The 26058-nt window shown below is 57.8% G+C and carries 24 protein-coding genes; 15 read left to right on the top strand and 9 right to left on the bottom strand.

Going from position 1 to position 26058, the window contains the following annotated elements; all coding sequences use genetic code 11:
• Nucleotides 1–3 precede the first annotated feature (3 nt).
• The 3 genes from fdhF to DL88_RS15690 all read right to left on the bottom strand — a co-directional run bounded on the left by fdhF (nucleotide 4) and on the right by DL88_RS15690 (nucleotide 5079).
• Nucleotides 4–2874 (bottom strand): formate dehydrogenase subunit alpha, encoded by a 2871-nt coding sequence (fdhF, locus tag DL88_RS15700; protein ID WP_034998179.1) that lies wholly within the window; start codon nucleotides 2872–2874, stop codon nucleotides 4–6.
• 178 nt (nucleotides 2875–3052) lie between these two features.
• Nucleotides 3053–4609, bottom strand: coding sequence for a formate dehydrogenase beta subunit (locus DL88_RS15695; protein ID WP_034998174.1), 1557 nt, complete (start codon nucleotides 4607–4609; stop codon nucleotides 3053–3055).
• Nucleotides 4606–5079 (bottom strand): formate dehydrogenase subunit gamma, encoded by a 474-nt coding sequence (locus DL88_RS15690; protein ID WP_034998170.1) that lies wholly within the window; start codon nucleotides 5077–5079, stop codon nucleotides 4606–4608. The genes DL88_RS15695 and DL88_RS15690 overlap by 4 nt, the downstream gene beginning before the upstream one ends.
• A gap of 642 nt (nucleotides 5080–5721) precedes the next feature.
• Here DL88_RS15690 and DL88_RS15685 point away from each other — a divergent pair.
• Complete coding sequence (locus tag DL88_RS15685) at nucleotides 5722–6642, top strand: LysR family transcriptional regulator (protein WP_034998167.1); 921 nt, start codon at nucleotides 5722–5724, stop codon at nucleotides 6640–6642.
• A gap of 93 nt (nucleotides 6643–6735) precedes the next feature.
• Here the strand turns inward: DL88_RS15685 and DL88_RS15680 are convergent, their stop codons facing one another.
• Nucleotides 6736–7671 carry a LysR family transcriptional regulator gene (locus DL88_RS15680; RefSeq protein WP_051956060.1) on the bottom strand — a complete coding sequence of 312 codons (936 nt, stop codon included), beginning with the start codon at nucleotides 7669–7671 and terminating at the stop codon, nucleotides 6736–6738.
• Between the two features lie 572 nt (nucleotides 7672–8243).
• On the opposite strand from DL88_RS15680, the gene DL88_RS15675 reads away from it, so the two are divergent.
• The 14 genes from DL88_RS15675 to DL88_RS15610 all read left to right on the top strand — a co-directional run bounded on the left by DL88_RS15675 (nucleotide 8244) and on the right by DL88_RS15610 (nucleotide 21587).
• Complete coding sequence (locus DL88_RS15675) at nucleotides 8244–8630, top strand: VOC family protein (protein WP_034998162.1); 387 nt, start codon at nucleotides 8244–8246, stop codon at nucleotides 8628–8630.
• Between the two features lie 190 nt (nucleotides 8631–8820).
• Nucleotides 8821–9669, top strand: coding sequence for an S-formylglutathione hydrolase (fghA, locus tag DL88_RS15670; RefSeq protein WP_034998159.1), 849 nt, complete (start codon nucleotides 8821–8823; stop codon nucleotides 9667–9669).
• Nucleotides 9670–10080: 411 nt separating this feature from the next.
• Nucleotides 10081–11958 carry a methanol/ethanol family PQQ-dependent dehydrogenase gene (locus tag DL88_RS15665; RefSeq protein ID WP_034998154.1) on the top strand — a complete coding sequence of 626 codons (1878 nt, stop codon included), beginning with the start codon at nucleotides 10081–10083 and terminating at the stop codon, nucleotides 11956–11958.
• Nucleotides 11959–12232: 274 nt separating this feature from the next.
• On the top strand, nucleotides 12233–13078 hold the full coding sequence (gene moxJ / locus DL88_RS15660; RefSeq protein ID WP_034998150.1) for a methanol oxidation system protein MoxJ: 846 nt from the start codon (nucleotides 12233–12235) through the stop codon (nucleotides 13076–13078).
• A gap of 53 nt (nucleotides 13079–13131) precedes the next feature.
• Entirely contained in the window at nucleotides 13132–13731 is a 600-nt protein-coding gene (gene moxG, locus DL88_RS15655; protein WP_034998147.1) for a cytochrome c(L), periplasmic, read from the top strand.
• 176 nt (nucleotides 13732–13907) lie between these two features.
• Nucleotides 13908–14213: a methanol dehydrogenase [cytochrome c] subunit gene (locus DL88_RS15650; protein ID WP_084705230.1), complete on the top strand. Its 306-nt coding sequence runs from the start codon at nucleotides 13908–13910 to the stop codon at nucleotides 14211–14213.
• 342 nt (nucleotides 14214–14555) lie between these two features.
• Nucleotides 14556–15593 (top strand): AAA family ATPase, encoded by a 1038-nt coding sequence (locus DL88_RS15645; protein WP_051956059.1) that lies wholly within the window; start codon nucleotides 14556–14558, stop codon nucleotides 15591–15593.
• A 20-nt stretch (nucleotides 15594–15613) separates the two neighbouring features.
• On the top strand, nucleotides 15614–16462 hold the full coding sequence (locus DL88_RS15640; RefSeq protein ID WP_034998144.1) for a DUF58 domain-containing protein: 849 nt from the start codon (nucleotides 15614–15616) through the stop codon (nucleotides 16460–16462).
• A complete protein-coding gene (locus tag DL88_RS15635) occupies nucleotides 16462–17376 on the top strand; it encodes a hypothetical protein (RefSeq protein WP_051956058.1) in 915 nt (304 codons plus the stop codon). The genes DL88_RS15640 and DL88_RS15635 overlap by 1 nt, the downstream gene beginning before the upstream one ends.
• Nucleotides 17373–18452, top strand: coding sequence for a vWA domain-containing protein (locus DL88_RS15630; RefSeq protein WP_051956057.1), 1080 nt, complete (start codon nucleotides 17373–17375; stop codon nucleotides 18450–18452). The genes DL88_RS15635 and DL88_RS15630 overlap by 4 nt, the downstream gene beginning before the upstream one ends.
• Nucleotides 18439–19032 carry a hypothetical protein gene (locus tag DL88_RS15625; protein WP_245270906.1) on the top strand — a complete coding sequence of 198 codons (594 nt, stop codon included), beginning with the start codon at nucleotides 18439–18441 and terminating at the stop codon, nucleotides 19030–19032. The genes DL88_RS15630 and DL88_RS15625 overlap by 14 nt, the downstream gene beginning before the upstream one ends.
• Nucleotides 19033–19079: 47 nt before the next feature.
• The gene (locus tag DL88_RS15620) at nucleotides 19080–20162 is read left to right on the top strand and encodes a VWA domain-containing protein (RefSeq protein WP_245270905.1); all 1083 of its coding nucleotides are present in this window, start codon (nucleotides 19080–19082) and stop codon (nucleotides 20160–20162) included.
• Nucleotides 20068–20610 (top strand): SRPBCC family protein, encoded by a 543-nt coding sequence (locus tag DL88_RS15615; RefSeq protein ID WP_034998140.1) that lies wholly within the window; start codon nucleotides 20068–20070, stop codon nucleotides 20608–20610. The genes DL88_RS15620 and DL88_RS15615 overlap by 95 nt, the downstream gene beginning before the upstream one ends.
• Nucleotides 20607–21587: a YncE family protein gene (locus tag DL88_RS15610; protein WP_051956056.1), complete on the top strand. Its 981-nt coding sequence runs from the start codon at nucleotides 20607–20609 to the stop codon at nucleotides 21585–21587. The genes DL88_RS15615 and DL88_RS15610 overlap by 4 nt, the downstream gene beginning before the upstream one ends.
• Before the next feature lie 18 nt (nucleotides 21588–21605).
• Here DL88_RS15610 and DL88_RS15605 read toward each other — a convergent pair whose 3' ends face one another.
• The 5 genes from DL88_RS15605 to DL88_RS15585 all read right to left on the bottom strand — a co-directional run bounded on the left by DL88_RS15605 (nucleotide 21606) and on the right by DL88_RS15585 (nucleotide 26054).
• Nucleotides 21606–22367: an HAD-IA family hydrolase gene (locus DL88_RS15605; RefSeq protein WP_034998135.1), complete on the bottom strand. Its 762-nt coding sequence runs from the start codon at nucleotides 22365–22367 to the stop codon at nucleotides 21606–21608.
• Nucleotides 22357–23037 (bottom strand): ribulose-phosphate 3-epimerase, encoded by a 681-nt coding sequence (gene rpe, locus DL88_RS15600; RefSeq protein ID WP_034998132.1) that lies wholly within the window; start codon nucleotides 23035–23037, stop codon nucleotides 22357–22359. Before rpe ends, DL88_RS15605 begins: the two co-directional genes overlap by 11 nt.
• Nucleotides 23037–23966, bottom strand: coding sequence for a CbbX protein (gene cbbX / locus DL88_RS15595; protein ID WP_051956055.1), 930 nt, complete (start codon nucleotides 23964–23966; stop codon nucleotides 23037–23039). The genes rpe and cbbX overlap by 1 nt, the downstream gene beginning before the upstream one ends.
• 105 nt (nucleotides 23967–24071) lie before the next feature.
• On the bottom strand, nucleotides 24072–24497 hold the full coding sequence (locus DL88_RS15590; protein WP_034998129.1) for a ribulose bisphosphate carboxylase small subunit: 426 nt from the start codon (nucleotides 24495–24497) through the stop codon (nucleotides 24072–24074).
• A gap of 84 nt (nucleotides 24498–24581) precedes the next feature.
• Nucleotides 24582–26054, bottom strand: a complete 1473-nt coding sequence (locus tag DL88_RS15585; protein WP_034998126.1) for a form I ribulose bisphosphate carboxylase large subunit — start codon at nucleotides 26052–26054, stop codon at nucleotides 24582–24584.
• Nucleotides 26055–26058: the final 4 nt, after the last annotated feature.

Here is a 26058-nt window from a genome sequence, read left to right as displayed (position 1 = left end):
AGTCTACTCCGCCGCTTCGGTCACTGCACTCTCGAGAATACGGGTCGATTTCTCGTGATGTTCGACGAACCTTTCCTGCCATTCACTCGGCCTATTGGTCTTTCGAACTTGCACGGCAGTAACCTTATATTCAGGACAATTGGTCGCCCAATCCGAATAATCCGTTGTGATCACATTGGCGCCGCTCATCGGATGATGGAACGTCGTATAGACCACGCCGGGCTGCATACGATCAGAGATCTTCGCATGCAGCGTGACCATGCCGACGCGGCTCTCGATGGCGACAAGATCGCCATCCGTGAGACCGCGGCTCTCGGCATCGAAAGGATGGATTTCGAGGACGTCTTCCGGATGCCAAGCGGTATTCGGAGTCCGCCGCGTCTGAGCGCCGACATTATAATGCGCGAGAATCCGACCGGTTGTGAGGATCAGCGGAAATTTACGCGACGTGCGTTCGTCGGTCTCGACGAATTCCGTCAGCATGAACTGCCCCTTGCCACGCACGAACTTGCCCACATGCATGATCGGCGTGCCAAGCGGAGCGTTTTCGTTGCAGGGCCATTGCACCGAGCCCATCTCGTCAAGCTTGGCGTAAGAGACGTCGGCGAAGGAAGGTGTCGTCGCGGCGATTTCATCCATGATCTCGCCCGGATGTTTGTAATGCATCGGATAGCCGAAGGCTTCCGCCAGCATCATCGTGACTTCCCAGTCAGCATAACCGGCGAGCGGCGGCATGACCTTGCGAACACGGTTGATACGCCGTTCCGCATTGGTGAAGGTTCCGTCCTTTTCGAGGAAGGAAGAACCCGGAAGGAAGACATGCGCATATTTCGCCGTCTCGTTCATGAATATATCTTGGATGACGACACATTCCATGGCGGCAAGACCCGCCGTCACATGCTGCACATCCGGATCGGATTGGGCGATGTCCTCACCCTGGATATACAGACCCTTGAAGCGTCCGCCGACCGCTTCATCGAGCATGTTGGGAATGCGCAGGCCGGGCTCCGCAGACAGATGCCGGCCCCAGAGTGCCTCGAAAACCGCGCGGGTCGAATCGTCCGAGACATGGCGGTAGCCAGGAAACTCATGCGGGAAAGACCCCATGTCGCAGGAGCCCTGGACGTTGTTCTGTCCACGCAGCGGATTCACACCGACGCCGCGGTAACCGATATTGCCGGTCGCCATGGCGAGATTGGCCATGCCCATGACCATGGTCGAGCCTTGGCTATGTTCGGTCACGCCGAGACCGTAATAGATCGCCGCGCGCCCGCCGGTCGCATAGAGCCGCGCCGCCCCCCGCATCTCTGCGGCCGGAACCCCAGTAATGGACTCGACGGATTCCGGTGAATGACGGTCATCGGCGATGAATCGTGCCCAGGCTTCAAATTCCGCCCAATCGCACCGTTCCCGTACGAAGGCTTCATTGACCAATCCTTCGGTGACGATGACATGCGCCAGGGCATTGATGAAAGCGACGTTGGAACCGGGCCTGAGCGGAAGATGATAATCCGCCTTGATATGCGGCGATCGCACGAGATCGATGCGGCGCGGATCGGCGACGATCAGACGCGCGCCCTGCCGCAGCCGCTTCTTCATGCGCGCACCAAAGACCGGATGGCCATCGGTCGGATTGGCGCCAATCACGAAAATGACATCGCTTTCATCGACAGAAGCGAAATCCTGCGTGCCAGCCGAGGTGCCGAACGTCATCTTGAGACCATAGCCGGTCGGCGAATGACACACGCGTGCGCAGGTATCGACATTATTAGTACCGAAGCCGGCGCGAATCAATTTCTGGACGAGATAGGTTTCTTCATTGGTGCAGCGGGACGAGGTGATGCCGCCGATCGCGTCGCGTCCGTATTTCGCCTGTATGCGCTTGAATTCGGAGGCAGCATAGTCAATTGCCTCGCTCCAGCTCACCTCACGCCACGGATCCTCAATGCTGGCGCGAATCATCGGCTTGGTAATACGGTCCTCATGCGTCGCATAGCCATAGGCGAAACGGCCCTTGACGCAGGAATGGCCCTCATTGGCCTTGCCCTCTTTCCAAGGCACCATCCGTACGAGTGTATTGCCGCGCATTTCGGCCTTGAAGGAGCAGCCGACGCCGCAATAGGCGCAGGTCGTGACGAGAGAATGTTCCGGCGTGCCGATTTCAATGACCGATTTCTCGTTCAGGGTCGCGGTCGGGCAGGCCTGAACGCAGGCGCCGCAGGAGACGCATTCAGATTGGAGGAAGGGCTCGTTCATCCCCGGCGACACGCGGCTTTCGAAACCACGCCCGGAAATGGTCAGAGCGAAAGTGCCCTGCACTTCCTCGCAGGCACGCACACAGCGGTTGCAGACGATACATTTCGAAGGATCGTAAGTGAAATAGGGATTCGACTCATCCTTCGGCAGGCGCAGATCCGAATCCTTGGCGAAATGATTGCTGCCCTCCATGCCGTAACGCACTTCGCGCAGGCCGACGGCACCGGCCATATCCTGCAATTCACAATCGCCATTCGCCGAACAGGTCAGACAATCGAGCGGATGGTCCGAGATATATAATTCCATGACGCCCTTGCGCAGACGGGCCAGGCGTTCCGTTTGCGTATGCACGACCATGCCGGCCGCAACGGGAGTCGTGCAGGAAGCAGGTGTTCCAGCCCGGCCTTCGATCTCGACGAGACAGAGCCGGCAGGAGCCGAAACTCGCAAGGGAATCAGTAGCGCAGAGCTTGGGGATCTGCGTCCCCATTTCCATGGCCGCACGCATGATCGATGTGCCTTCCGGAACGCTGATCTCCGTCCCATCGATGGTCAGCGTCACCTGACGTTCGGATTTGGAAGGCGGCGTACCGTAATCGATCTCCTGGATAAGCGACATGCTGGCGTCTCCTCGAATGGTTCCCGGACGCGCCAGAATGGTCCCAAGAGTGTCCCCGTGCGGTCCCAAGAGCGGTCCATAATGCGGGCCGTCCGTCGCGGCCCGCCGTTTGAAACTTTTTGCCCTTACGTGAGAACGGCCGAACCGCGGTTCCTCCACAGTTCGGCCGTCATCAGGCTCATTCCGCCGCCTCACGCATCGGGGCGGGCGTGAAATCATCCCTGAAATGCGTCAACGCACTCATCACCGGATAGGGTGTGAAACCGCCGAGCGCGCAAAGCGAGCCGAGCTTCATCGTCTCGCAGAGATCCTCGATGAGGGAGAGATTCTCTTCGACCGCGACGCCATGACGGATCTTGTCGAGGGTTTCCTGCCCGCGTGTCGAGCCGATGCGGCAAGGTGTGCATTTGCCGCAACTCTCATGGGCGCAAAATTCCATCGCAAAATGCGCCTGTTTCAGCATATCGACCGTGTCGTCAAAGACGACGATCCCGCCATGGCCGATAAGCCCGCCACGGGCGGCAAACGCCTCATAATCGAAGGGCGTGTCGAAAAGCTCCACCGGGAAATAGGCGCCGAGGGGGCCGCCGACCTGCACCGCCCGCACCGGCCGGCCGCTGCGTGTTCCGCCACCGAAGCCTTCGACGAGTTCCCCGAGCGTGACACCGAACGCCACTTCGACAAGGCCGCCATGGCGGACATTGCCAGCAAGCTGGATCGGCATTGTCCCGCGCGAGCGGCCCATGCCGTAATCCTTGTAGGTCGCCGCCCCTTCCGCCAGAATGAACGGGACGGTGGCCAGCGACATGACGTTGTTGATGACAGTGGGACAGCCGAAAAGCCCGACATGCGCCGGCAGCGGCGGCTTTGCGCGGACGAGGCCACGCTTGCCTTCGAGACTTTCAAGAAGTGCCGTTTCTTCACCACATACATAGGCGCCGGCACCGACCCGCACTTCCATATCAAAGGCGTTGCCGGATCCCATAAGGTCCGGTCCGAGCAAACCTGCCTGACGCGCGGCCTTGATCGCCGCATTCATCGTCTGCGTGGCATGCGGATATTCGGATCGCATATAGACATAACCATAGGTCGCACCGACGGCGAGCCCGGCGATTGTCATGCCCTCGATCACGCTGAAGGGATCCCCCTCCATGATCATGCGATCGGAAAAAGTCCCGCTATCGCCTTCATCGGCGTTGCAGACGATATATTTTCGGCCGGGTGGTGTCTGCGCGACCGTCCGCCATTTGATGCCTGTCGGGAAACCCGCGCCGCCCCTGCCCCGCAGACCGGATTCAACGACTTCCTCGACGGTCGCGGCGGCGCCAAGCGCAATCGCACGGGCCAGACCACGGTAACCGCCATGCGCGAAATAGGCATCGAGCGAACGCGGATCGATAACGCCGCAGCGCGCAAAGGTAAGCCGCTGCTGTTTCGCGAGATAAGGAATTTTCTCCGGTTCACCCAAACGCAGAGGATGCGCCTTGCCCTCCAGCATGCCGGCCACGATGAGGCCCGGAAGATCCTGCGCCGTCACCGGGCCATAAGCAATCCGGCCCTCGGCCGTCTCGACCTCGATCATCGGCTCCAGCCAGAAGAGCCCGCGCGAGCCGGTCCGGACGATCTCGACCAGAAGGCTGCACGTCGCAGCCTCCCGCATCAGGGCTTCGGCAACATCGTCCGCTCCGATGGCGATCGACGCCGCATCGCAAGAAATATAGCAACGCGCATTCATGAGCGCGCCTCCGCGACGAGTGCTTCCAGCTTGGCTGCATCAAGCCGCCCAACGGGACGTTCATCGAGCATCGCTGATGGCGCGACCGCACAAAGGCCGAGGCAAAACACCGGTTCGGCGGTCATGAGATGATCGGCAGTCGTTTCGCCAAGCCGGATACCCAGCCGTTGCTGGAGATCCTCTGCAAGCGCATCGCCGCCAGCCGCCTGACAAGCCTCGGCGCGACACAGTTTAAGGATGTGCCGGCCGGGCGGCTCTTGCCGGAAATCCGAATAAAAGGTCAGAACGCCGTGCACTTCGGCGCGCGACAAATTCAAAGCCCTGGCGACCATCGGCACGGCTTCAGCCGGAACGCAACCGAACACCTCCTGAAGCGCATGAAAGATCGGCAGGGTGGCGCCTTCCCGATCCTTGTGTCGCTCGACGATGGCTTCGGCCAGAGCTTCATCCCATGGTTCGTAAATCGCCATCAGGGTTTCCTCTCAATGCTTGTCCCTGCTTTTGATTATCCTTGCGAGAGGATGGTTCTCCGGGACACCAATACGAAATGGATTGAAAACGCTTATGTTTCAAGAGCTGCCCGAACCAAACGGAGAACCGGCGTAGCGCGAGCTTCCCCGCCAATCACGCCAGGGACGCGTTGAAAGAAATATGGTCCGTCAAGCAATAGGCAATCAATAATGATGTTTCGTGTTGCAATAGAACATTTCTATCAATATAGTCTTGCTATATACTAATTTATCTATTAAACAGCATTATCCCGATTGAATGATCTAAAATTCAATATTATTTTCATATGTTTATAAAATACAAGGAGCTTTGACGCTCCTCGGAGCCCAATGAGGGACTATGGGACCTTCGACGGAGCGGAACCGGCGGAGAAAACCTCGCCGCTGCCATCCCCCTTCCCGCCGCAACAAGGCTCATGGAACAGCCTGTGGAGCGGCAGTCTCAAAGGGAGTGAAACGCCATGCATTCACACGAAAGGCGCCGACGCATTCATTCAAAAACCTGTTCCATTTTCGTGAGGAAGAATGCACTTTGATGGGAAGCCGCAAACACGGCAATTCACCCGCAAGAGGTGAAATGGCAACGGGAGGCTATTCGGTTCAGTGATCGATAAACTGGAATTTCTTCTCGCCCTTGCACGCGAGGGCCATTTCGGCCATGCCGCCGAGGCTTGCGGTGTCACACAACCCACATTGTCGGCGGCGATCAAACAACTCGAAGATATTTTGGGTGTTCGTCTCGTCAACCGCGCCTCGCGTTTCCAGGGCTTCACCGCTGAAGGTGAACGCGTCCTTGATTGGGCACGCCGCATTGTCGCCGACACGCGCGCCATGCGCCGCGAGATTCAGGGTTTGCGCAGCGGCCTCACAGGCCACGTGCGGATTGCGGCCATCCCCACCGCCCTGCCGATCGTCGCCGCGCTGACGACACCGTTCCGCGCACGCCATCCCCATGTCCGCTTTACCGTGCTCGGACGTGCATCAACACAGATACGCGAAATGATCGCGGCAGTAGAGATCGAGGCAGGGATCACCTATCTCGATCACGAGCCTCTCGGCCGCGTCAAAAGCCTGCCGCTTTACCGGGAGGATTATCGCCTCGTCGTAGCCTCTGTCTCGGAGACGAGCAAACGCAGCGAGATCTCCTGGCACGAGGCTGCGTCCCTGCCCTTGTGCCTGTTGTCACCCAATATGCAGAATCGCCGTATCATCGACGAATTGCTGGGCACCGACCGCTCCCCCGACAAGGTCGTGCTGGAAACCGATTCCCTCACCGTACTCATGACACATCTACAAACCGGAGCGTGGACCAGCATCATGTCGAGCAAGCTCGCGAACATGCTCGGCAATGTCCCTGGCCTCGTCTCTATCCCGCTCGTCGATCCTGTCGTCCAGCATTCAATCGGGCTGGTCGTCTCCGCCGACGATCCGATGATCCCATTGACGGCAGCCCTATTCAGCGAGGCACGCCAACTCGTGAAAATATTCGAGGAGAGCCAGGAAGCTGCGAATGTACCGGCCTAACCCCCGATATGAGATGCGACTATGCCGGCCCGCCGCCGAATCTCGATCGTGACTATGCCGGCCTGCGGCCGGCAACGGGGAGAAGGACAGGAATCAAGCCTCGACCTCCGGCGGGAGAGCGAGGTCTTCGTCCGGCTCAACCTCATCGCAGGAATTCAGCGCAGGCCCTAATTCAGCGCGTAGCCGGGCGACAAGACAGCGGACCTTCGGCAAAAGAAAACGGCGTTGCGGATAAACGGCCCAGATCGGTTCGTCACTCGCCCGCATGTCGTCAAGCACGACTTCAAGGGCGCCGGAGGCAATGTGCGGCAGCACATAAAATTCCGGCAATTGACACAGGCCCATGCCGGCGACCGCCGCATCGACGATTGCGATGCCGCTATTCGAGCGCCAACGCCCCTTGGGACGGAACACCTGGTCGCTCCCATCAACATGAAAATGCCATGTGGAGACAGTGCCGATCAGACATTCATGGTCAGCGATATCGGCAAGTGTCTGCGGTCGTCCGACGCGATCGAGATAGGTGGGGGCCGCGCAAAGATAAAGCCGGCGATAGGCGATGCGCGATCCGATGAGCCGTGAATCCGCAAGCTGGCCCGTTCGGATCGCGAGATCATAACCTTCGGAGACGAGATCGACGACACGATTGGTCAGATCGATCGTCACCGAAAGCTTGGGATTTTCCTGCGCATAGCGGCGCACGATCGGTGCCACGAAACGTTCGCCCATGGCGCTGGAACAGGTCAGTCGCAACTCGCCCTGAGGCTCACCGCCGCCCAAGACCATGGCAAAGGCTTCATCACGTTCATGAATGATCCGTTGAAACTGATCCGCCAGCGCCCGCCCGGTTTCTGTCAGCGTGACGGCGCGCGTCGTGCGGAGAAAAACCTGGGCCTGCAATTCGCTTTCAAGGCGGGCAATCACCCGGCTGACGTGAGATGTCGAGACGTCCAGAGCCTTGGCGGCACGCGCAAAACTGCCGGTCATCGCGACCGCAACGAATTCGTCAATGCCATCCCAACGGCTCATTCCATTATCCCTATACGGCAATAATGAATTGCACGACACGCCCTTTTTGTCGATCAATCCATGAAGCACAATAGAAAAAATTAATGGTGGGTGGAAGCGACAATGAGAGAAGTCGGTGCCGGCTCCCTGGATGCCGGTCCCTTGAGCCTGGATGCGCGAGCAAAATGCGGTCGAAATCCCTCTCGCAGGGCCGCCACAAGGCGTAGCTTTGCACCGGACGCCGACAAGAGAACGGATCCCTGTCAGGAACGGTCCGGGCCACGCAATCGTCAAGACGAAACCGAAGATTCCGTTATAGCCCCTTCCCATCATCCCGCTCTGGCTGACCACGCATATCGCGCTTTACAAGGTCTCGGCAGATCACCTGTTGCACCGTGGCGCGAGTAGGAATCATTCACGTTGTTTTGTTGTGTGATGCATCTTCCTGCCCATTGCCCGGTTTCCTAAGGTCGAACGGATACGAACCATCGCATCCCGTTCCGGCAACATTTTCAGAAATGCAATTCCGGCGGCAGTGCCAGGATTGACGAAACGACGCGGCATCGTCTGCGCGTAGTTTAAAGGGAGTAGACATGACTATTTTCACACATGTGACGGTCGGCACCAATGATCTCGGCAAAGCCCGCGAATTTTACGACAAGGTGCTCGGAACCTTGGGCTATACGCGCTCGGCCGATCTCGGCGATAACGGCTCGATCTGGGGCGAGAACGGCTCACCCTCATTTTTCGTGCTCAAGCCCGCGAATGGGCAACCGGCAACGGTCGGCAACGGTGTCACCGTGAGCTTCCGCGCCCCCAATCGCACCGCCGTCAAGGCCTTCCATGAGGCGGCCCTCGCCCTTGGCGCCAAGGATGAAGGTGCAGTTGGCGAACGTGGTTGGGCGCCGAATGCCTATGCCGGCTATGTACGCGACCTCGACGGCAACAAGCTTGCCGTCTACAGCTTCACCGCCGACTAATCCGGGCTAGCAAAAGAGCTGGAGCCGGAGATCCGAACATTTCCCGTTTCGGCCCCGGCTCCTTCTCCCCAGCCCGCGAAGTTTCCGAATTTTCCGCATCAACAATCGGGAAATTCGGGAACACTCAAATCTGCCTGAACAATCGCTTTCCTGGCATTGGACGATCGGCATCTATTCAGCAGGGATCCACATGAGTCTTGAGACCGTTTCGGAAAATCGGAGCTTTGGGGGCACACAGGGCGTCTATCGCCACGCTTCAAGTTCCACGAAGACGGATATGACTTTTTCCGTCTTCGTTCCCGCGCATGCGCAGGGAAGCCGGCTGCCCGTGGTCTGGTATCTTTCCGGATTGACCTGCACACATGCCAATGTCACGGAAAAAGGCGAGTTTCGCCGGGTCTGTGCCGAACTTGGCCTGATCTTCGTCGCGCCGGACACCTCGCCACGCGGCGAAGGCGTTCCCGATGATCCCGCAGGCGCCTACGATTTCGGCCTCGGCGCGGGTTTTTATGTCAACGCGACGCAAGAGCCCTTTGCCCGCAATTATCACATGTGGAACTATATCACCCAGGAACTGCCCGCGCTCGTCGCCGAGCATTTTCCGATTGATACCGGACGGCAGTCGATTACCGGCCACTCAATGGGTGGCCATGGTGCCCTGACCATCGCCCTCACCTATCCGGAACGGTTCCGGTCTGTTTCCGCTTTCGCGCCAATTGTTGCGCCCGGTCAGGTTCCCTGGGGAGAGAAAGCGCTCGGGGGCTATCTTGGCGCCGACAAGACACTCTGGCGCAAACACGATGCCGTCGCACTCATCGAGGACGGCGCACGGATACGTGACCTTCTCGTCGATCAGGGCGAGGCGGACCAGTTTCTCCAACAGCAATTGCGGCCCGAACTGCTAAAGGCGGCATGTGAAAAAGCTGGAATCCCTCTGACGCTACGCCTGCAGCCTGGATATGATCACAGCTATTATTTCATCTCGACCTTTATGGAAGACCATCTGCGCTGGCATGGCAAACGCCTGCTAGAGTCATAGAGTGTACGGTTACATCATTGCGATCGCTCGTATATGAATGAACCACACCGACGGGAAAAAATTCCTCACGACAAGTTGTGAGCATATAAACAAATTAACTTCTCCTTCGGCAAGTCTTCTTGGTAAAATCGTATGTGCCATGGATATGACAGATGCGTCACTGTCATATCCATGGCCCGGCCGATCTTGTATCACCGGTCTTTATCCCCAACTTGCTGAACATTCTCAAAATTCCCGCCGATGCGGGAAATTTTCCATTCAGTCTTTTAGATGTATTCAAAACAACAAGTATATGGATACGCATAAAGGCTGATTGCAATCGACGCACAAACATCGAATATGAATATGGTATCCAGTGCGGAAGTCGCAAAAAATCTGGAGCCACACAGGGCAGGAACGAGAAGGACGGCTATGAAGAAATTGTCCGCAGCGGCATCGGCGGCCGCATTAATCCTTGTTCTCCAAGGTGGATGGGGCAGCCCCGCCCAAGCGAACGATAAGTTGAACCAATTGTCGCAAAGTGACGACAATTGGGTAATGCCCGGAAAAAATTATAATTCCGACAATTACAGCCAGTTGACGCAGATCAACCGTGATAATGTCAAAAACCTCAAGGCGGCCTGGTCGTTTTCCACCGGTGTGCTCAATGGACACGAGGGTGCGCCATTAGTTGTCGATGGCAAGATGTTCATCTCCGCGCCATTCCCCAACACCACATTCGCACTTGATCTCGACGATCCCGGCACGATTCTCTGGGAAGACAAACCCAAGCAAAATCCCGCGGCGCGTGCCGTTGCATGCTGCGATGTCGTCAATCGTGGCCTCGCTTATTGGCCGGGTGACAACAAAACGCCACCGCTGGTTCTCAAGACTTTGCTTGATGGTCATATTGTCGCCCTGAATGCGAATACGGGCGAAACCTTCTGGAAAATGGAAAATTCCGACATCAAGGTCGGCTCGACTCTGACGGTTGCCCCCTATGTCGTCAAGGATGTCGTTCTCGTCGGCTCCTCCGGCGCGGAACTCGGCGTGCGCGGCTACGTAACCGCATATGATGTCCGCACCGGCGAGCAGAAATGGCGTGCTTATGCGACCGGTCCCGATGAGGATCTGCTGCTCGCCAAGGATTTCAACATCAAGAACGCCCATTATGGCCAGAAGGGCCTCGGCCTCGCCACCTGGGAAGGCGACGCCTGGAAGATCGGTGGCGGCACCAACTGGGGCTGGTATGCCTTTGATCCCGGTACCAATCTCGTCTATTTCGGCACAGGCAATCCCGCGCCCTGGAACGAAACCATGCGTCCAGGCGACAACAAATGGACAATGACCATTTTCGGCCGCGACGTCGATACGGGCGAAGCCAAATTCGGCTATCAGAAGACTCCGCATGACGAATGGGATTATGCCGGTGTCAACGTCATGATGCTGTCCGACCAGAAAGATGCGAGCGGCAAGATGCGTAAGCTGCTGACGCATCCGGATCGCAACGGCATCGTCTATACGCTAGACCGTACCAATGGCGATCTCGTATCGGCCAACAAGATTGACGACACCGTCAATGTGTTCAAGAAAGTCGATCTGAAATCCGGCACGCCTGTGCGCGATCCCGAATTCGGCACGCGGATGGATCATCTCGCGCGGGATGTCTGCCCCTCGGCCATGGGCTACCACAACCAGGGCCATGATTCTTACGATCCGAAGAGACAATTGTTCTTCATGGGCATCAACCATATCTGTATGGATTGGGAGCCCTTCATGCTGCCCTATCGCGCCGGACAATTCTTCGTCGGTGCGACACTGAATATGTATCCAGGCCCCAAAGGCGACCGCCAGAACTTCGAGGGTCTAGGCCAGATCAAGGCCTATAATGCCATCACCGGCAATTTCAAATGGGAGAAGATGGAGCGTTTCGCCGTATGGGGCGGCACGCTGGCGACCGCCGGAAATCTCGTCTTCTACGGAACGCTTGACGGCTACATCAAGGCACGTGACAGCGATACCGGCGAACTTCTGTGGAAATTCAAGCTTCCTTCCGGCGTCATCGGTTATCCGATCACCTATACTCATAAAGGCACACAATTCGTCGCCATCAATTATGGCGTTGGCGGATGGCCGGGCGTCGGTCTCGTCTTCGACCTCCAGGATCCGACGGCCGGTCTCGGTGCGGTCGGTGCCTTCAAAAAACTCGCCCATTACACACAGATGGGTGGCGGCGTCATGGTCTTCTCGCTCGATGGCAAGGGACCCTTTGATGACCTGACAGTCGGCGAATTCGCCGCCAATAAATAATAATCTCAAAATAATAATCTCAAGCACAATTGCCACGTGGCACAGACCCATGCCCGCGCCACGCGGCAATCGACGAAACGTCCTGTTCAGAAAAAATCAAGAAAATCCGCACCGTCGTCCTGCGGCAGAGAACGGCAGGCACGGGTGAAGCAGGATGAGGGAACGACATTCGTCCCTCGATGCACCGCTCCAACGCCATCACACCATGAACTTTGATGGTGATTCGGGGCAAAGCATTGCACGAGAGGACGCGATAAGCCAAGGAGCCGAAGCCATGCGCGGTCATCGCCGGTTATTCAAGAGTTTTTTCAACGGTCTGATCTTCGTGACCCTGGGTGGTCAAGCGCTGGCTGAAGTCCCGCAAGACGAGCTTAAAATCTGCGCCGCCCAGAATGAACCACCCTATTCCATGAAAGATGGGACCGGCTTTGAAAACCGTATCGCGGTTGCACTGGCCGCTGCCATGGATCGCAAGCCAGTCTTCGTCTGGTCAGAAAAGCCGGCGATCTATCTTGTTCGCGATTATCTCGACAAAAAAGCCTGCGATGTCGTCATTGGCATCGACAGTGGCGATCAGCGTGTGCAGACAAGCCTCCCTTATTATCGTTCGAGCTATGTCTTCATCTCGCGGGCGGACCAAGATCTCGATGTCGATTCATGGCACGATCAACGTCTGCTGAAAACCGGACATATCGCCGTATCCTTCGGCTCTCCGGGAGAAGTCATGCTGAAAGAGATCGGCAAATATGAAGACAACATGGCCTATCTCTATTCACTGGTTAATTTCCGGTCTCCACGCAATCAATATACGCAAATTCCACCTGCGCGGCTCGTTAGCGAAGTCGTGATGGGCAATGCCGATATCGCCGTTGCCTTCGCCCCCGAGGTCGGCCGCTACATAAAGAATTCCACAACCCCCTTGCGCATGGCTGTCATCAAGGAAGACGTCTTGCGCAGCGATGGCTCCCCTATGGCGTTTCAATATGATCAATCCATAGGTATCCGCAAGGATGACAATGTTCTCCTGCAAGCCGTCAACGCCGGGCTTGAAAAGGCCAGGCCTCAAATCCTCAAAATCCTCACGGATGAAGGCGTGCCGGTCATCCACAAAGGCACCTGAGAGACATGCGACAATCCTGCGGTAAAATTTGGGACAAGTGGTCTGGACATACGATGAATAAAAAGAATTTCCTGAGAAGCGTGAGTTTTGGTTTCTTTGCGACCGCGATCAGCGCCGCGGCCTTGACGCAAACGACGACTCTCGACCTCCGCAACACGGTAACGGGTCAGCCGCTCGATCTTTCCGACGCGCTCCCCGAGGGTCGCGATACGGAAGGCGTCAAGAAATTTCTGGCGACCGGCCATAATCCTTACAATTCAGACAAAAGCTGTCTCCGCACCGGGTCGGAAATCTTTCTGACCGCATGTTCAGGATGTCACGGCCATCTCGCCGAAGGCAAGATTGGTCCCGGTCTCAATGATAATTACTGGACCTATCCGAAGAACATGACCGATCAGGGTCTGTTCGAGACGATTTTCGGCGGAGCCCAGGCGCAAATGGGTCCGCAATACGGAAATTTGTCTCTGGATGAAATTCTGCAGGTCATGGCCTGGGTCCGTCATCTTTACAAGGATGGCGTCGACGATGCGCCATGGCTGACGGATCAGGAAAAGGCCAGTTTTTCGTCATACAATCCGCATGAGGCCGAGATCCCCGAGAATGCGCCAGGCCTCTGCTCCGGACGCTCCGTCACGACACAGAATGACAAATAATATCGTTCCAATAATCTGATTCAACATCCAATGAAGGGCGGCATGTGCTTGCGCTAAGGCAACAGCGAGGCAATTTACACCGTCGTCCTATTTCATCCTATTCGTCATGGAGAACCATGCCGAATGTCCCTGGGGCACAGTCACCCCTCGGAACAATCAGTGATCGGGAGGAAATCATGCTCAAGAAAATTGCCGGCGTTGTTACACTTTCCTGCATCATCGGTGGCGGGCTCACCGCTATCTCCACGCAAGCCTCTGCTTATGATGGCCAAACCTGCGTCGCGCCGGGCAATTGCTGGGAACCGAAACCGGGTTTCCCCGCCAAGATCGCGGGTACGAAATTCGACCCCCGGCATAGCCCGAAGGAGCTCGCCAAACAGAGCATCTCCATCGCCGCCATGGAAGATCGCAACAAGAAGCGCGTTGACGCTTTCAAGAAAACGGGCAATTTCGTCTATGAAGTGAATAAGCTGACCGACTGATTTTCGACGCCGGCTTTCGCAGTATGAGAGTGCTGCAGCAGTATTATCAGTCATTCGTCGGCCTGTTCTGACTGTGAATATTGACGCATGATTATGTGATCATGCGTCACATTCACGATTCTATCCTAGCAGCTTTTACAGGTGGCCGAATATCAATAGAGCCGTTCGGAATCATCCGATCATACTCCAGAGCATTTCGCTTTCCGAGGAAATCGTTCCGCGATTCCATGAGAGTGAGGATGCTCAATCCTGTCTTGATGGTGCATTTCGGAAACATCTCGAAGCCCTCCAAGGCTCCAGCCTGCGGCCGCAGCCGCGACCTCCCGGACAGGAAGATCCCTCATGAGCGCCGTGTCCTTTAATACGCCCTCATTCGATCTCTCGTCATGGCGCGACGCGGCAAAAGCGTTGCAACATCAGATCGGCAGCATCATTCTCGGTCAGGAACGGGCGATCGAATTCATCACCATCGCTATTTTCGCGCGCGGCCATGTGCTTCTGGAAGGTGATGTCGGTACTGGCAAAACCACTTTGCTGCGCGCTTTCTCCCATGCCATCGGCGGCGCTTTCGAGCGGATCGAAGGCACAAGCGATCTGATGCCCTCCGATCTGATCTATAACAGCTATCTCAACGCCCAGGGTCAGCCGCGTGTCGATCCAGGCCCTCTGCTGCGGCACGGTGAGACGCTTTCAATCTTCTTCTTCAATGAAATCAACCGGGCACGGCCTCAGGTCCATGCCATGCTCCTGCGTCTGATGGCGGAGCGCAGCCTGTTCGCGTTCGACCGCGACTATAGCTTTCCATTCGTCCAGGTTTTCGCCGATCGCAATCGCGTCGAACGGGAAGAAACATTCGAGCTTCCTGCGGCGGCCCGTGATCGCTTCTTCATGGAGGTCCATATTGAGGCGCCGGAGGATCCCGAGATCCGGCGGCAATTGATCTTCGATACACGTTTTCATGATACCGACCGGCTGATCGAGTCAACACGCGCGGCGACAGTCGATTACCGTTTACTCGATGATGTCGCGCGGGCAATTCAGGATCAAGTCTATACGAGCCCAACACTGCAACATTATGTCGTCACGCTGTGGGATGCCCTGACACGTCCCGCCGACCATGGCATCGAGATCGAAAACGTCGATATGGAACGGCTTGTTCAGGGTGGAGGCAGCCCACGCGGCTTGGCCTTTCTCGTAAAGGCTGCGCGTGTACGCGCCTTTCTGCAAGGCCGCGACATTCTGCTGCCGGAAGATATACGCGAGGTTTTCTTCGAGACGGTGGGTCATCGCGTCTTTTTCGATCCGATTTATGAAATGCGGCAGGAGAATTTGTCTCGCGCTCTGTGCCGCGCCGTTCTCGCAACTGTCCCCGCGCCGTGATGCCTGGAGCAGAGACCCGCATGAACGAGGAAGCACTTCTGGCCTACCGCGTCCGTCAATTGCTGCATACGACGAAACCGGGTTTTCATCGCGGAGCAATGTCTGGCAGCACAGGACTGTTCCGCGACCACGTCCCCTTTTCGCGCCATCCCGAGACGCGCAGGATCGATTTGCGCGCGACCTTGCGCGATCCATTCGGAGATATCCATGTCCGGCGTTTCACGCCGAAATGTGCTGTCGATGTCTATGCGCTGGTCGATCTGTCGGCATCCATGGCTTATCAGGGCTGGGCTTCAAGGCAGGAATTGGTAAGGGATCTCTGTATCGCGCTTGCGCGCGCGGCCTATCGTTACGGCGATGCTTTCGGCATGCTTGGCGCGGATACAAAGATTCATGAGGATTTCACCATAAAGCCATCGCGACGGCCGGGCCTCGAAACGCTCATCATTGATAAATTCGACCGCGTTCCTTCGGCTGGAGCCAATGCTTCTGGCTTGCGCGAGGCCCTCCCCTACCTTGCCGGACACGCGAAACTCGTCTTTTTGCTGTCAGATTTCCGTTTCCCCCTCGCCTTTACGGACCGTCTACTTGAGGATCTTGGGCGGCATGACATCGTACCGATCGTCATCGAGGATACAGCGGAGCACAACAATCTACCGTCCTGGGGCTTGATGAAACTGCGCGATCTCGAAACAGGCGCCGAGCGCCTCCTGTTTCTGCGTCCCTCCTTGCGCAAAAAGCTGATCGACGCCGCCACGGAACGCAAAGACGCCCTGCACCGCCTTTTCCTGCGGCACAGACAAGCCCCCGTCTATGTCACCGACCGCCTCGATATTGATGCCGTCTCCCAGCAACTCATGGAGACGTAATGCCGGTCCTGCGTCTGCTTCTTGTCGCCTTCATCCTGTGCGGCGCGACCGCCAAGGCCCAAATCCTCTCCATCGAGCGGCAGGCCCCGCGTCCCTTCGGCTATTTTCTTGGCGATCTTCTCAATTTCGACATCACCATCACGGCAGAAAAAGGCTGGGACCTGCAACGCGCCTCGCTTCCGCGCCCGGGTCCCATCACCTATTGGCTGGATTTGCGCCGTCTCTCCGTCGAGGGAAGCCCGGCTTCGGGCAAATGGCGGCTGCATCTCACCTATCAGAATTTCTACGATACGCTCGATACGCGGCAATTGACCGTGCCCGGGCTGACACTGACCTTCCACTCCGGCGCGGCTTTGGCGCAGGCGCAGGTGCCGCCATGGGGCTTCAACGTCTCTCCCTTGCGGGAAGTACAACCGGCGTTCAATGATCCGCAAGACCTCCTGCGCCCCGACACGCCGCCGCCGCATATCGACCAGCGGAATGATCGTCTCGGCGTCATCATCAGTGGCGTTCTTGCCTTGCTATCGCTGACTGGGCTCGCTTTCGAGCGCGGCTGGTGGCCGTTTCATCATCGCCCGAGCCGACCCTTCTCTCAGGCCGCAAGACTTGTGCACAGACACATCGGGCATGACGACAATAGCATTCCCGGAGACCGTTTCAGAAATGCGCTGCTGGCCATGCACCGGGCCATCGATATGAAAGCTGGCCGCCGATTGTTCTCGGAAGACATCGCCAGTTTTCTCGTTCAGCATCCGGCCTACAAAAAGGAAGCGGAAAGCTTCGCCCGTTTCTTCGCCTCATCGCATCGTGCCTTTTTCGCCAGCGACGAACGTGGTGCACAAACCATTTTGCCACCAGATTCCCTGCTTGCCTTCAGCCGGCAACTCGCCACGATCGAAAGAGCAGCGGAATGAACGGCGGTTTTCAATCTCCCCTGTTTCTTTGGCTGTTGCCACTCGCCATCCTGCCTTTCTTCACGGATATTCTGCGCGCGCATGCATATCCCTCGACCGAGGGATTGCCACGCGATGATCTTTCACGACTCCTGGAATGGGCTCTGCCCGCCATCGCCGCGCTGGCAATCGGATCTGTCATTGTCGCATTGGCTGGCCCCTATAGTGGCGGCGGGGCAGTCAAGCGTATCGGACAAGGTGCCGAGACGATTTTGCTCATCGATCGCAGCGGAAGCATGAACGAGACATTCGCCGGGCATACTCCCAGGGGTGATGAAATTTCCAAGGCCGGTGCTGCACGTCATGTGCTGGAAGATTACGTGCGGCATCGTCTCCACGACCGTTTCGGCGTCGTCGCTTTTTCCACCGCTCCCATCGCTGTGCTGCCGATGACGGATCATACGGATGCGGTCCTCGCCGCTGTCGCCTCCATCGATCGTCCCGGACTCGATTATACGGATATCGGCAGAGGTCTTGCGATGGCGCTGAGCGCATTGGAACGGGAATCCGTCCAGCCCTCGCGCGCCATCCTGCTGGTTTCCGATGGAGCAGCCGTCATCAGCCATGAAGTGCAGGACAAACTGATGGCCGGCTTCACCCGCACGCCGGTTCATCTTTACTGGCTGTTTCTGCGCGCGGCCAATGCCAATGGTATTACGACGCCTCCGGCACCCGGCGAGGACACATCCCAGTCCATGCCGGAACGCCACCTGGATCGTTTCTTCAAGAAACTGGGCATTCCCTACAGGGCTTTCGAGGTCGAAAATCCCGATGCCGTCGAGGAAGCCGTCGCCGAAATCAGCAGGCTGGAGACGCGGCCGATTACCTACGAGGAGCGCGTGGCGTCATATGATCTGACCCCGATCGCCGTTGGCGTCAGCCTTGGCGCGATCTGTCTACTGCTGCTTGCCAAGGCCATCGAGACGGGCATGTCACCGTCGATTAACCCGGTTCTCGCGCATCCAGCAGCCCTCGGCGGAAAGGGCAAAGGGACGATAAAGCGGGACGGGAAGGAAAGCGACCATGCCCGTTCGTGATAAAGCGATGACGTTGCTGTCGTTTATGCGGCCGGCGCGACCCATTCTCCTCGCTACTCTGCTCGCCGTCTCCCTCGGCGCACTCATCTTTTTCGGCCAGGCGCTCATAAGCCACAATGCGGACAATCAGCTCATTGACACCCTGCTCTCCGGACATGACATCACCATCGCCGATCATGCCATGCCAGAGGTGCTCTTCGCCCGCGCGCAATTCCTGATGACACATAACAAATTGGATGAAGCGCAATCGCTCGTCGACAAGCTCGATCACGGCGCCGATACGCCGCTGCTCACCGCAGCGCAATACAATCTGGCAAATGCGCGACTGCGAAAGGCGTTTGACTTCATCGAGAATACGCGGATCGATCAGGCCGAACCCCTCGTCAATCTCGCGCGCGCCGGTTATCGCCGCTCTCTCGGCATCGACCCGGAATTCTGGGATGCCCGATACAATCTCGACGTCGCAATGCGCCTCATCCGGGATTTTCCGGGTTACGAAAAGACCCTTGGCGACGAAATGGTGGCGAAACCCAAAGAATTATGGACCGATCTGCCCGGCAAGCCGAAAGGTTTGCCATGAACGATCATGCATCTTCGCCGAGACCGTCCGGGTTTCGGTTCAAGGGAATGACGGATGTTCGCTTCTGGCTCCTGCTAGCCGCCGCGCTGTTCCTCGTCATTGGTCTGCTGCTGCCCTCACCCGGCAAGCCTTCGAAAGGGGTCGATCTTCTCGTCGTCGTCGATATCACCGGCAGTATGAATACACGCGACTACATGCGCAACGGGCAGCCGATGAGCCGACTGGAAGCCGTCAAAGCCGATCTGCGCGCCGCTCTGCCGCATCTACCTTGCCCCGCGCGTATCGCCCTCGCCATCTTCACCGAACGGCGGCCGTTTCTTCTGTTCGAGCCGATCGATGCCTGTGCCTCCTTCGAGGCGGTCGATAAAGCCATCAATGCGCTCGATTGGCGTATGGCCTGGGAGGGTGACAGTCATATAGCCTCGGGCCTTTATCAGGCGATCGACATGGCGGCGGAGCTGCATACGGATCTCCTGTTCGCAACAGACGGACAGGAGGCGCCGCCATTGCCGGCGACGGGCGCGCCGGAATTTCGGGGCGACATCAGCAAGGTCAAGGGGCTGATCCTCGGCACGGGAGCATCGGGGCTCTCCCCCATTCCGAAATATGACGAAAACGGGCGCGAGATCGGCTTTTACAAAATGGAGGATGTCCAGCAGGAAAACCGCTTTGGGGCGCCACCTCCCGACGCCGAAAAGCGCGAAGGCTATCAAGCGCGCAATGCACCCTTCGGCGCTGCCATGCCGAAGGGAAATGAACATCTGTCCTCGGTCCGCGAGCCCTATCTCACGGAACTGGCTGCAAAAACCGGACTTTCCTATGCGCGGCTGACGAATGAACCCACATTGACGGCCTCACTCGAAGACACCCTCCATCTTCAGGAAATGGGACATCCCAAAAATATGAGTGCCATCGTCAATGGCCTCGCCCTCCTTTGTCTTCTCGCAGTCTATGGCCTTATCCCATTGGTCGTGGCCGCGAGGGTATGGCGCCGTACGCGCCGGCTCGTTCACAAACATTCGGAGCAATATCCTCATGAAAACTTCCGTCGCCGCCTTCACATTTCTGGCGCTCGCATTCCTGACCGCACAGCCCGCCACCGCCCATGGTCCGACGCCGCAAAAAGTTGAGGAAAAAATCTCCGTCACAGCCGATCCAAAGGCCGTTTGGGCACTCATCGCCAATTTTGGTGATGTTGCCAAATGGAATTCGGAAGTGTCCGCGAGTGAATCGCCGGAAGGCAATACAGTCGGTGCCACACGCAAGCTCACCCTCAAGGGAGGCGCCACGATCACTGAAGATCTCGATGAATATGATCCGGCGAATATGACCTATAGCTACCGTCTCGATGAAGGCAATCTCGAAGCCCTGCCGGTCAGCTTCTATTCGGCAACGATCAAGGTCGAGCCCGGAGAAAACGGCGGCAGCACCGTCGAATGGTTTGGCCGCCTTTATCGCGGCGATACCGGCAATTTCCCGCCCGAAAATCTGAACGACGAAGCCGCCGTCAAGGCCGTGAGCACCTTCTTCAAGACCGGTCTCGAAAGCCTGAAATCCAAGGCCGAGCATAAGTCGTGACCCGGGCGAATCCTATCAATAGGATCCTCGTCCTTCCGCTCTTTCTGTTGGCCCTCTCGAGGCCACTGGAACGCGTATGCGCCGCCGATCTCATCCCGGTCGTCGATCAGGAGAAAAGCCGTCTTCTCATTATCGACCCGGTAGAAGACCGGATCCGCCGCGAAATCGGCTTGACAAAAGGACCCGTCGGTATCACCGCGGACGTATCCTCCGGACAGCTCTTCGTGACACATCCCGAGACGGGCCAATTGTCGATCATCACCCTCGCCAATGTGGAACCTGTGCAGACCATCTCCGTCGGCGGTGCGCCATTCGGCATCCTGCATCTCCCGGGCGGTGAACTGGTCTATGGCGATTGGGCCAGCGCGCAATTGATCCGCTACGATCCGATCGCGCGCAAGGAGCTGGCGCGCGTCACGGTCGGTGCCTCTCCGGCTGCTATCGTCGCCGACCGACAAGGGCGCTTTCTCTATGTCGCCAGCCAGGAGACAGACACCGCCGCCGTGGTCGAAACGAAAGACTTCTCGCTGATTGCGACCATCAAGGTCGGCAAGGGTCCCTTCGCGCTTGCGCTCGCTCCCGATGACAAGACGCTCTATGCGGCCAATGTCAGAAGCGGCACCGTCAGCGTCATCGATACGGCGACCCGGAGGGTGCGGGCGGAGGTGAAGACCGGCGGCATGCCCTATGGGCTCGCTGTCACCCGGGACGGCCGGGAGCTGCTCGTCGTCAACCAGCATATGGGCGCGCTGACTGTCGTCGATACGCAGACACTCGCAATCAAGACCACGATCAAGGTCGGCCGCTATCCGGAAGGAATAGCACTGGCACGAGCGGCGGGTCATGCAGAAGAAAAAGCCTATGTCATGAACTGGATGTCGGGCGATGTTTCCGTCATTGATTTGCATGAAGAGACGTCGGTCGCACGCATCAAGACCGGCGGGGGTCCACGCACGGCGGTTCTTCTGTCAAAGTAAAGCAGGAACAAGTATGTCTCATGCCAGGCAGGCCAATGCGAGAAGCTGTTCCAGACTGTCGATATCGACATAGGACTTCGGCAAGGCTGCACCACCGAGATGCCTGAACGGTTTGCCGGGCTCTCCGAGATCGCTCAAGACCGTCGTGGCGCCACTGAAATCTTCCTGGTCGGAATAGAAGCTCGGCGTCGCCACAATTGTGACACCCGCCTGCCGGGCCGCCTCGATTCCGTTGCGTGAATCTTCGAACGCGATGCAATGGGCGGCCGGACAGCCAAGCGCGGTCAAAACATGATTGTAAACGTCGGGTGCCGGTTTCTTGGCCTTGACCTGATCCCCGGCTCCGATCACCCTGAACCAGGAGAGGCTAGCCGGCCCGAGAAGCGACTTAAGCAACGCCTCGACATTGGGAAGCGATGTCGTCGTCGCGATCGCCAGGGTGATTTTTCTGGCGCGGGCTTCACGGATCAGCCGTAGAACTCCCGGCCGTGCAATGACCTGTTTCTTCTCCATGAAGGACGCATAATGCGCGTTCTTCTCCGCATGAATATCACCGAGGCGCGCAAGGGCCATGGTCGCCCCGGCCGGGTTCCAGCCTTCGATATAATGGCGGATCCGCTCCTTGCCTCCGGTAACCTTCAACAATTCCCGATAAAGCGCCTCATCCCAATGCCAATCGAGCCAGAAGGTCCCGAAAGTGGCGTTGAAGGCTGCGCGGTGCAGTTCTTCCGTCTCGGCGAGCGTGCCATCGACATCGAAAATGAGGGCCTCAAGCGGCATTACGCTGGCTTCCGTTCGCTCCGGCGCGGATCGCCTCGATATTCTGTCTGTAGCGTTCCGGACCGCCCTTGAACACGGCAGAACCCGCGACCAGCGTATCGGCGCCAGCCTCGACAACCTGCCTGGCGGTTTCGGGATTGATGCCGCCATCGACCTCAATGCGGATCGGCCTCTCGCCAATCATACGTTTCAGTCCCGCGACCTTGTCGATCGCCGCCGGAATAAAAGCCTGTCCGCCAAAACCTGGATTGACCGACATCACCAGGACGAGGTCGATCAGATCGAGCACATGTGCGACCGTGTCGATCGGCGTCGCTGGATTGAGTACGACACCCGCCTGTTTACCAAGCGCCTTGATCGCCTGCAATGAGCGGTGCAGGTGCGGGCCAGTCTCGACATGGATCGAGATGAGGTCGGCGCCCGCGTCCGCGAAAGCCGCGAGAAAAGGATCGCAGGGGGCAATCATGAGATGCACGTCGAAAAGGATCGACGTATGCGGACGCAGCGCCGCGACGACGGCTGGGCCGATGGTGATATTGGGCACGAAATGGCCGTCCATGACATCGACATGCACCCAATCGGCGCCGGCAGCGGCAATGGCACGCACTTCCTCGCCGAGTTTCGCGAAATCCGCCGAGAGGATCGATGGAGCTATCACAAGGGAATTCATCACGCCTCCTTGATGAGCAGACCGCCCTGAAACACGCGGCTCGCCAAAACATCCTCTTTCTCGATCGTCATCAGGCTGTCGAGCGAGACCGGCTCCTTGGTGGCGAACAAACGATTGGCATGCCGCAGCCTGATGCGATCCAGAGCATTACGGATCGACCGCGCATTGGAAAAATGCGGCTGCTGACGCCGCAGGCCGATATAGGCCGCAAAAGCCTCCGCTCCAGCCGGGCTGAAGCGGTAATTCTGAGCCTCGAGCATGGTTGCGGCGATGTGCATCAATTCCCCATCCGTATAATCGGGGAAATCGATGTGATGCGCGATCCGCGAGCGGAAACCCGGATTCGAGCGGAAGAATTGATCCATGCGATCCGCGTAACCCGCGAGGATCACGACGAGATCCTCGCGCTGATTTTCCATGACCTGAAGCAGAATTTCGATTGCCTCCTGGCCGTAATCGCGCTCGTTTTCCTGCCGGTAGAGATAATAGGCTTCGTCGATAAACAGTACGCCGCCCATGGCTTTCTTGAGAATCTCCTTGGTCTTCGGCGCCGTATGGCCGATATATTGACCGACGAGATCATCGCGCGTCACCGAGACCAGATGGCCCTTGCGCACATAGCCAAGCTTGAACAAAATATCGGCCATACGCTGGGCAACCGTAGTCTTGCCGGTGCCGGGATTGCCGGTGAAGCTCATATGCAATGTGGGGGTCTCTGCTGCGAGACCCATGCGCCGCCGCACGCGATCCACCAGCAGCAAAGCGGCGATCTGACGGATACGCGCTTTGACCGGCGCAAGGCCCACCAATTCACGATCGAGCTGGTCAAGCACCTCCTCGATCCGCGTTTCTTCCAGCTCCCGGCGCAGATCGACCGTTTCAGTGACATTGCCTGATGAAACGGACATCATACTATCGCTGGCTTCCATGATCGTTCTCCACCGGATGTTTCACACCGGGTCACCGGGCGGCAGCCCTCCCGCAGAGACGCCGCCCGAAGGCCGTTTCAAAAAGCCGTCAGCAAGCAACGAGGCTCAGGCCTCGTAACGCTGGCCTTCCGGCTTCATCGTCGCATAGGATTCCACCGTGTAACGGATGTTGCGCCCATCGACTTCCTGGCGCGCGACACGGAAACCAGGCTCTTCCTTGGGGCGACCGACAAGGAAGGAGATCCGCACGCTCTCCCAGCCATGCGAGGAATCGAAGCCCGAAATGCGAATGTAATGGCGATCGCCATAAGCCTTGCGGCAGGCGTCGAGCTCCAGCATGACTGCTGCCGCGTCGGAAATATCGAACATCGGCAGATCCCACATTTCCCAGTATGTGTTACGGGGATGCGGATCGTCTGTGAATTCGATATTCACCGCCCAGCCTTTGTCGATGCAATATTGCACCTGTGTGCGGATCTGATCGTCGGTGAGATCGGGAAGGAAAGAAAAACAACCTTGTGTCAGGCGCATTGTCTGTCTCCGTGTGTCTGTGCGGCTCCCGCTCGCGGTCCAACCGGGGGACCAATCAGGCGGGAGCCGGCGCTGGCAATGGCGTCAGGCCGAGACCGTCGCGGTCGGAACGAAATCCGGCGTATCAGTCGAGGCATAGTTGAAGGTGATGTCCTTCCAGGTATCGAGCGCCTGTTTCAGCGGCGTGCAGCTCTTCGCGGCGTCTTCCAGAATCTGCTGCCCTTCGGCCAGCGTGTCGCGGCCGCTGTTGCGGGCAAAGATCATCGCCTCAAGCGCCACGCGATTGGCAGTCGCACCGGCGGCAATGCCCATCGGATGGCCGATCGTGCCACCGCCGAATTGCAGGACGACATCCTCACCAAGCAGGTCGAGCAATTGGTGCATCTGGCCGGCATGAATGCCGCCGGAGGCGACCGGCATCAGCTTGTTCAGCGAGGCCCATTGCTGATCGAAGAAAATGCCATGCTCGAGGTTCTGCGGATTCACGTCCTCGCGGCAGATATCGTAATAGCCGCGCGTCGTATTCGGATCACCCTCGAGCTTGCCGACGACAGTGCCCGCATGAATGTGATCGACCCCAGCAAGACGCATCCATTTGGCAATGACGCGGAAGGAAACGCCATGCGTCTTCTGGCGTGTATAGGTCGAATGGCCAGCCCGATGCAGATGCAGGATCATGTCGTTCTTGCGCGCCCATTTGGCCATCGACTGGATCGCAGTGTAGCCGATCACGAGATCGATCATGACGATGGTCGAGCCGAGTTGCTTGGCGAATTCGGCGCGCTCATACATGTCTTCCATCGTCGCCGCAGTGACGTTGAGATAGGTGCCCTTGATCTCGCCCGTCGCCGCTTCCGCCCGTTTCACCGCCTCCATGCAATAGAGGAAACGCTCGCGCCAATGCATGAAGGGCTGCGAATTGATGTTCTCGTCATCCTTGGTGAAATCGAGACCACCCTTCAGCGCCTCATAGACAACGCGGCCGTAATTGCGGCCAGAGAGGCCGAGCTTCGGCTTCACCGTGGCTCCGAGCAGCGGACGGCCGAATTTGTCGAGACGCTCGCGTTCAACGACAATGCCCGTCGCCGGTCCCTGAAAGGTCTTCACATAAGCGACGGGAAGCCGCATATCCTCGAGCCGCAACGCCTTCAGGGGCTTGAAGCCGAACACATTACCAATGATCGAGGCCGACAGATTGGCGATGGAGCCCGGCTCGAAAAGATCGAGATCATAGGCAATGAAGGCGAAATAGGAATTGGGCGAATTCGGCACCGGATCGACGCGATAACATTTGGCGCGATATTTCTCGCAAGCCGTCAGTCGATCGGTCCAAACCACCGTCCAGGTCGCCGTCGAGGATTCACCGGCAACGGCGGCCGAAGCCTCGATCGGATCGACGCCATCCTGCGGTGTCACGCGGAAGCAGGCAATGACATCCGTATCCTTCGGCTCGTAATCGGGCTGCCAATAGCCCATCTTCCTATATTCCATCACGCCTGCCGAATACCGGCTGCGCTCTCCCTCCGCCGCTTTCACATTCTTGTCGATCGCGTTCATGATT

The sequence above is a fragment of the Beijerinckia mobilis genome, assembly GCF_000745425.1.
GTDB lineage: Bacteria > Pseudomonadota > Alphaproteobacteria > Rhizobiales > Beijerinckiaceae > Beijerinckia > Beijerinckia mobilis.
Note: the sequence above shows the minus strand (reverse complement) of the source record. Positions and strands in the feature narration are given on the sequence as shown.

Excerpts from the sequence above, each read along its gene's own strand:
- fdhF (WP_034998179.1), bottom strand. The coding sequence starts at position 2,874 with ATGTCGCTTATCCAGGAGATCGATTACGGTACGCCGCCTTCCAAATCC.
- DL88_RS15680 (WP_051956060.1), bottom strand. The coding sequence starts at position 7,671 with ATGAGCCGTTGGGATGGCATTGACGAATTCGTTGCGGTCGCGATGACC.
- DL88_RS15645 (WP_051956059.1), top strand. The coding sequence starts at position 14,556 with ATGAGCGCCGTGTCCTTTAATACGCCCTCATTCGATCTCTCGTCATGG.
- DL88_RS15690 (WP_034998170.1), bottom strand. The coding sequence starts at position 5,079 with ATGGCGATTTACGAACCATGGGATGAAGCTCTGGCCGAAGCCATCGTC.
- DL88_RS15695 (WP_034998174.1), bottom strand. The coding sequence starts at position 4,609 with ATGAATGCGCGTTGCTATATTTCTTGCGATGCGGCGTCGATCGCCATC.
- DL88_RS15650 (WP_084705230.1), top strand. The coding sequence starts at position 13,908 with ATGCTCAAGAAAATTGCCGGCGTTGTTACACTTTCCTGCATCATCGGT.
- DL88_RS15675 (WP_034998162.1), top strand. The coding sequence starts at position 8,244 with ATGACTATTTTCACACATGTGACGGTCGGCACCAATGATCTCGGCAAA.
- DL88_RS15630 (WP_051956057.1), top strand. The coding sequence starts at position 17,373 with ATGAACGGCGGTTTTCAATCTCCCCTGTTTCTTTGGCTGTTGCCACTC.
- DL88_RS15620 (WP_245270905.1), top strand. The coding sequence starts at position 19,080 with ATGACGGATGTTCGCTTCTGGCTCCTGCTAGCCGCCGCGCTGTTCCTC.
- moxJ (WP_034998150.1), top strand. The coding sequence starts at position 12,233 with ATGCGCGGTCATCGCCGGTTATTCAAGAGTTTTTTCAACGGTCTGATC.
- moxG (WP_034998147.1), top strand. The coding sequence starts at position 13,132 with ATGAATAAAAAGAATTTCCTGAGAAGCGTGAGTTTTGGTTTCTTTGCG.
- DL88_RS15585 (WP_034998126.1), bottom strand. The coding sequence starts at position 26,054 with ATGAACGCGATCGACAAGAATGTGAAAGCGGCGGAGGGAGAGCGCAGC.
- DL88_RS15615 (WP_034998140.1), top strand. The coding sequence starts at position 20,068 with ATGAAAACTTCCGTCGCCGCCTTCACATTTCTGGCGCTCGCATTCCTG.
- DL88_RS15605 (WP_034998135.1), bottom strand. The coding sequence starts at position 22,367 with ATGCCGCTTGAGGCCCTCATTTTCGATGTCGATGGCACGCTCGCCGAG.
- rpe (WP_034998132.1), bottom strand. The coding sequence starts at position 23,037 with ATGAATTCCCTTGTGATAGCTCCATCGATCCTCTCGGCGGATTTCGCG.
- DL88_RS15590 (WP_034998129.1), bottom strand. The coding sequence starts at position 24,497 with ATGCGCCTGACACAAGGTTGTTTTTCTTTCCTTCCCGATCTCACCGAC.
- DL88_RS15665 (WP_034998154.1), top strand. The coding sequence starts at position 10,081 with ATGAAGAAATTGTCCGCAGCGGCATCGGCGGCCGCATTAATCCTTGTT.
- fghA (WP_034998159.1), top strand. The coding sequence starts at position 8,821 with ATGAGTCTTGAGACCGTTTCGGAAAATCGGAGCTTTGGGGGCACACAG.
- DL88_RS15635 (WP_051956058.1), top strand. The coding sequence starts at position 16,462 with ATGCCGGTCCTGCGTCTGCTTCTTGTCGCCTTCATCCTGTGCGGCGCG.
- cbbX (WP_051956055.1), bottom strand. The coding sequence starts at position 23,966 with ATGGAAGCCAGCGATAGTATGATGTCCGTTTCATCAGGCAATGTCACT.
- DL88_RS15625 (WP_245270906.1), top strand. The coding sequence starts at position 18,439 with ATGCCCGTTCGTGATAAAGCGATGACGTTGCTGTCGTTTATGCGGCCG.
- DL88_RS15640 (WP_034998144.1), top strand. The coding sequence starts at position 15,614 with ATGAACGAGGAAGCACTTCTGGCCTACCGCGTCCGTCAATTGCTGCAT.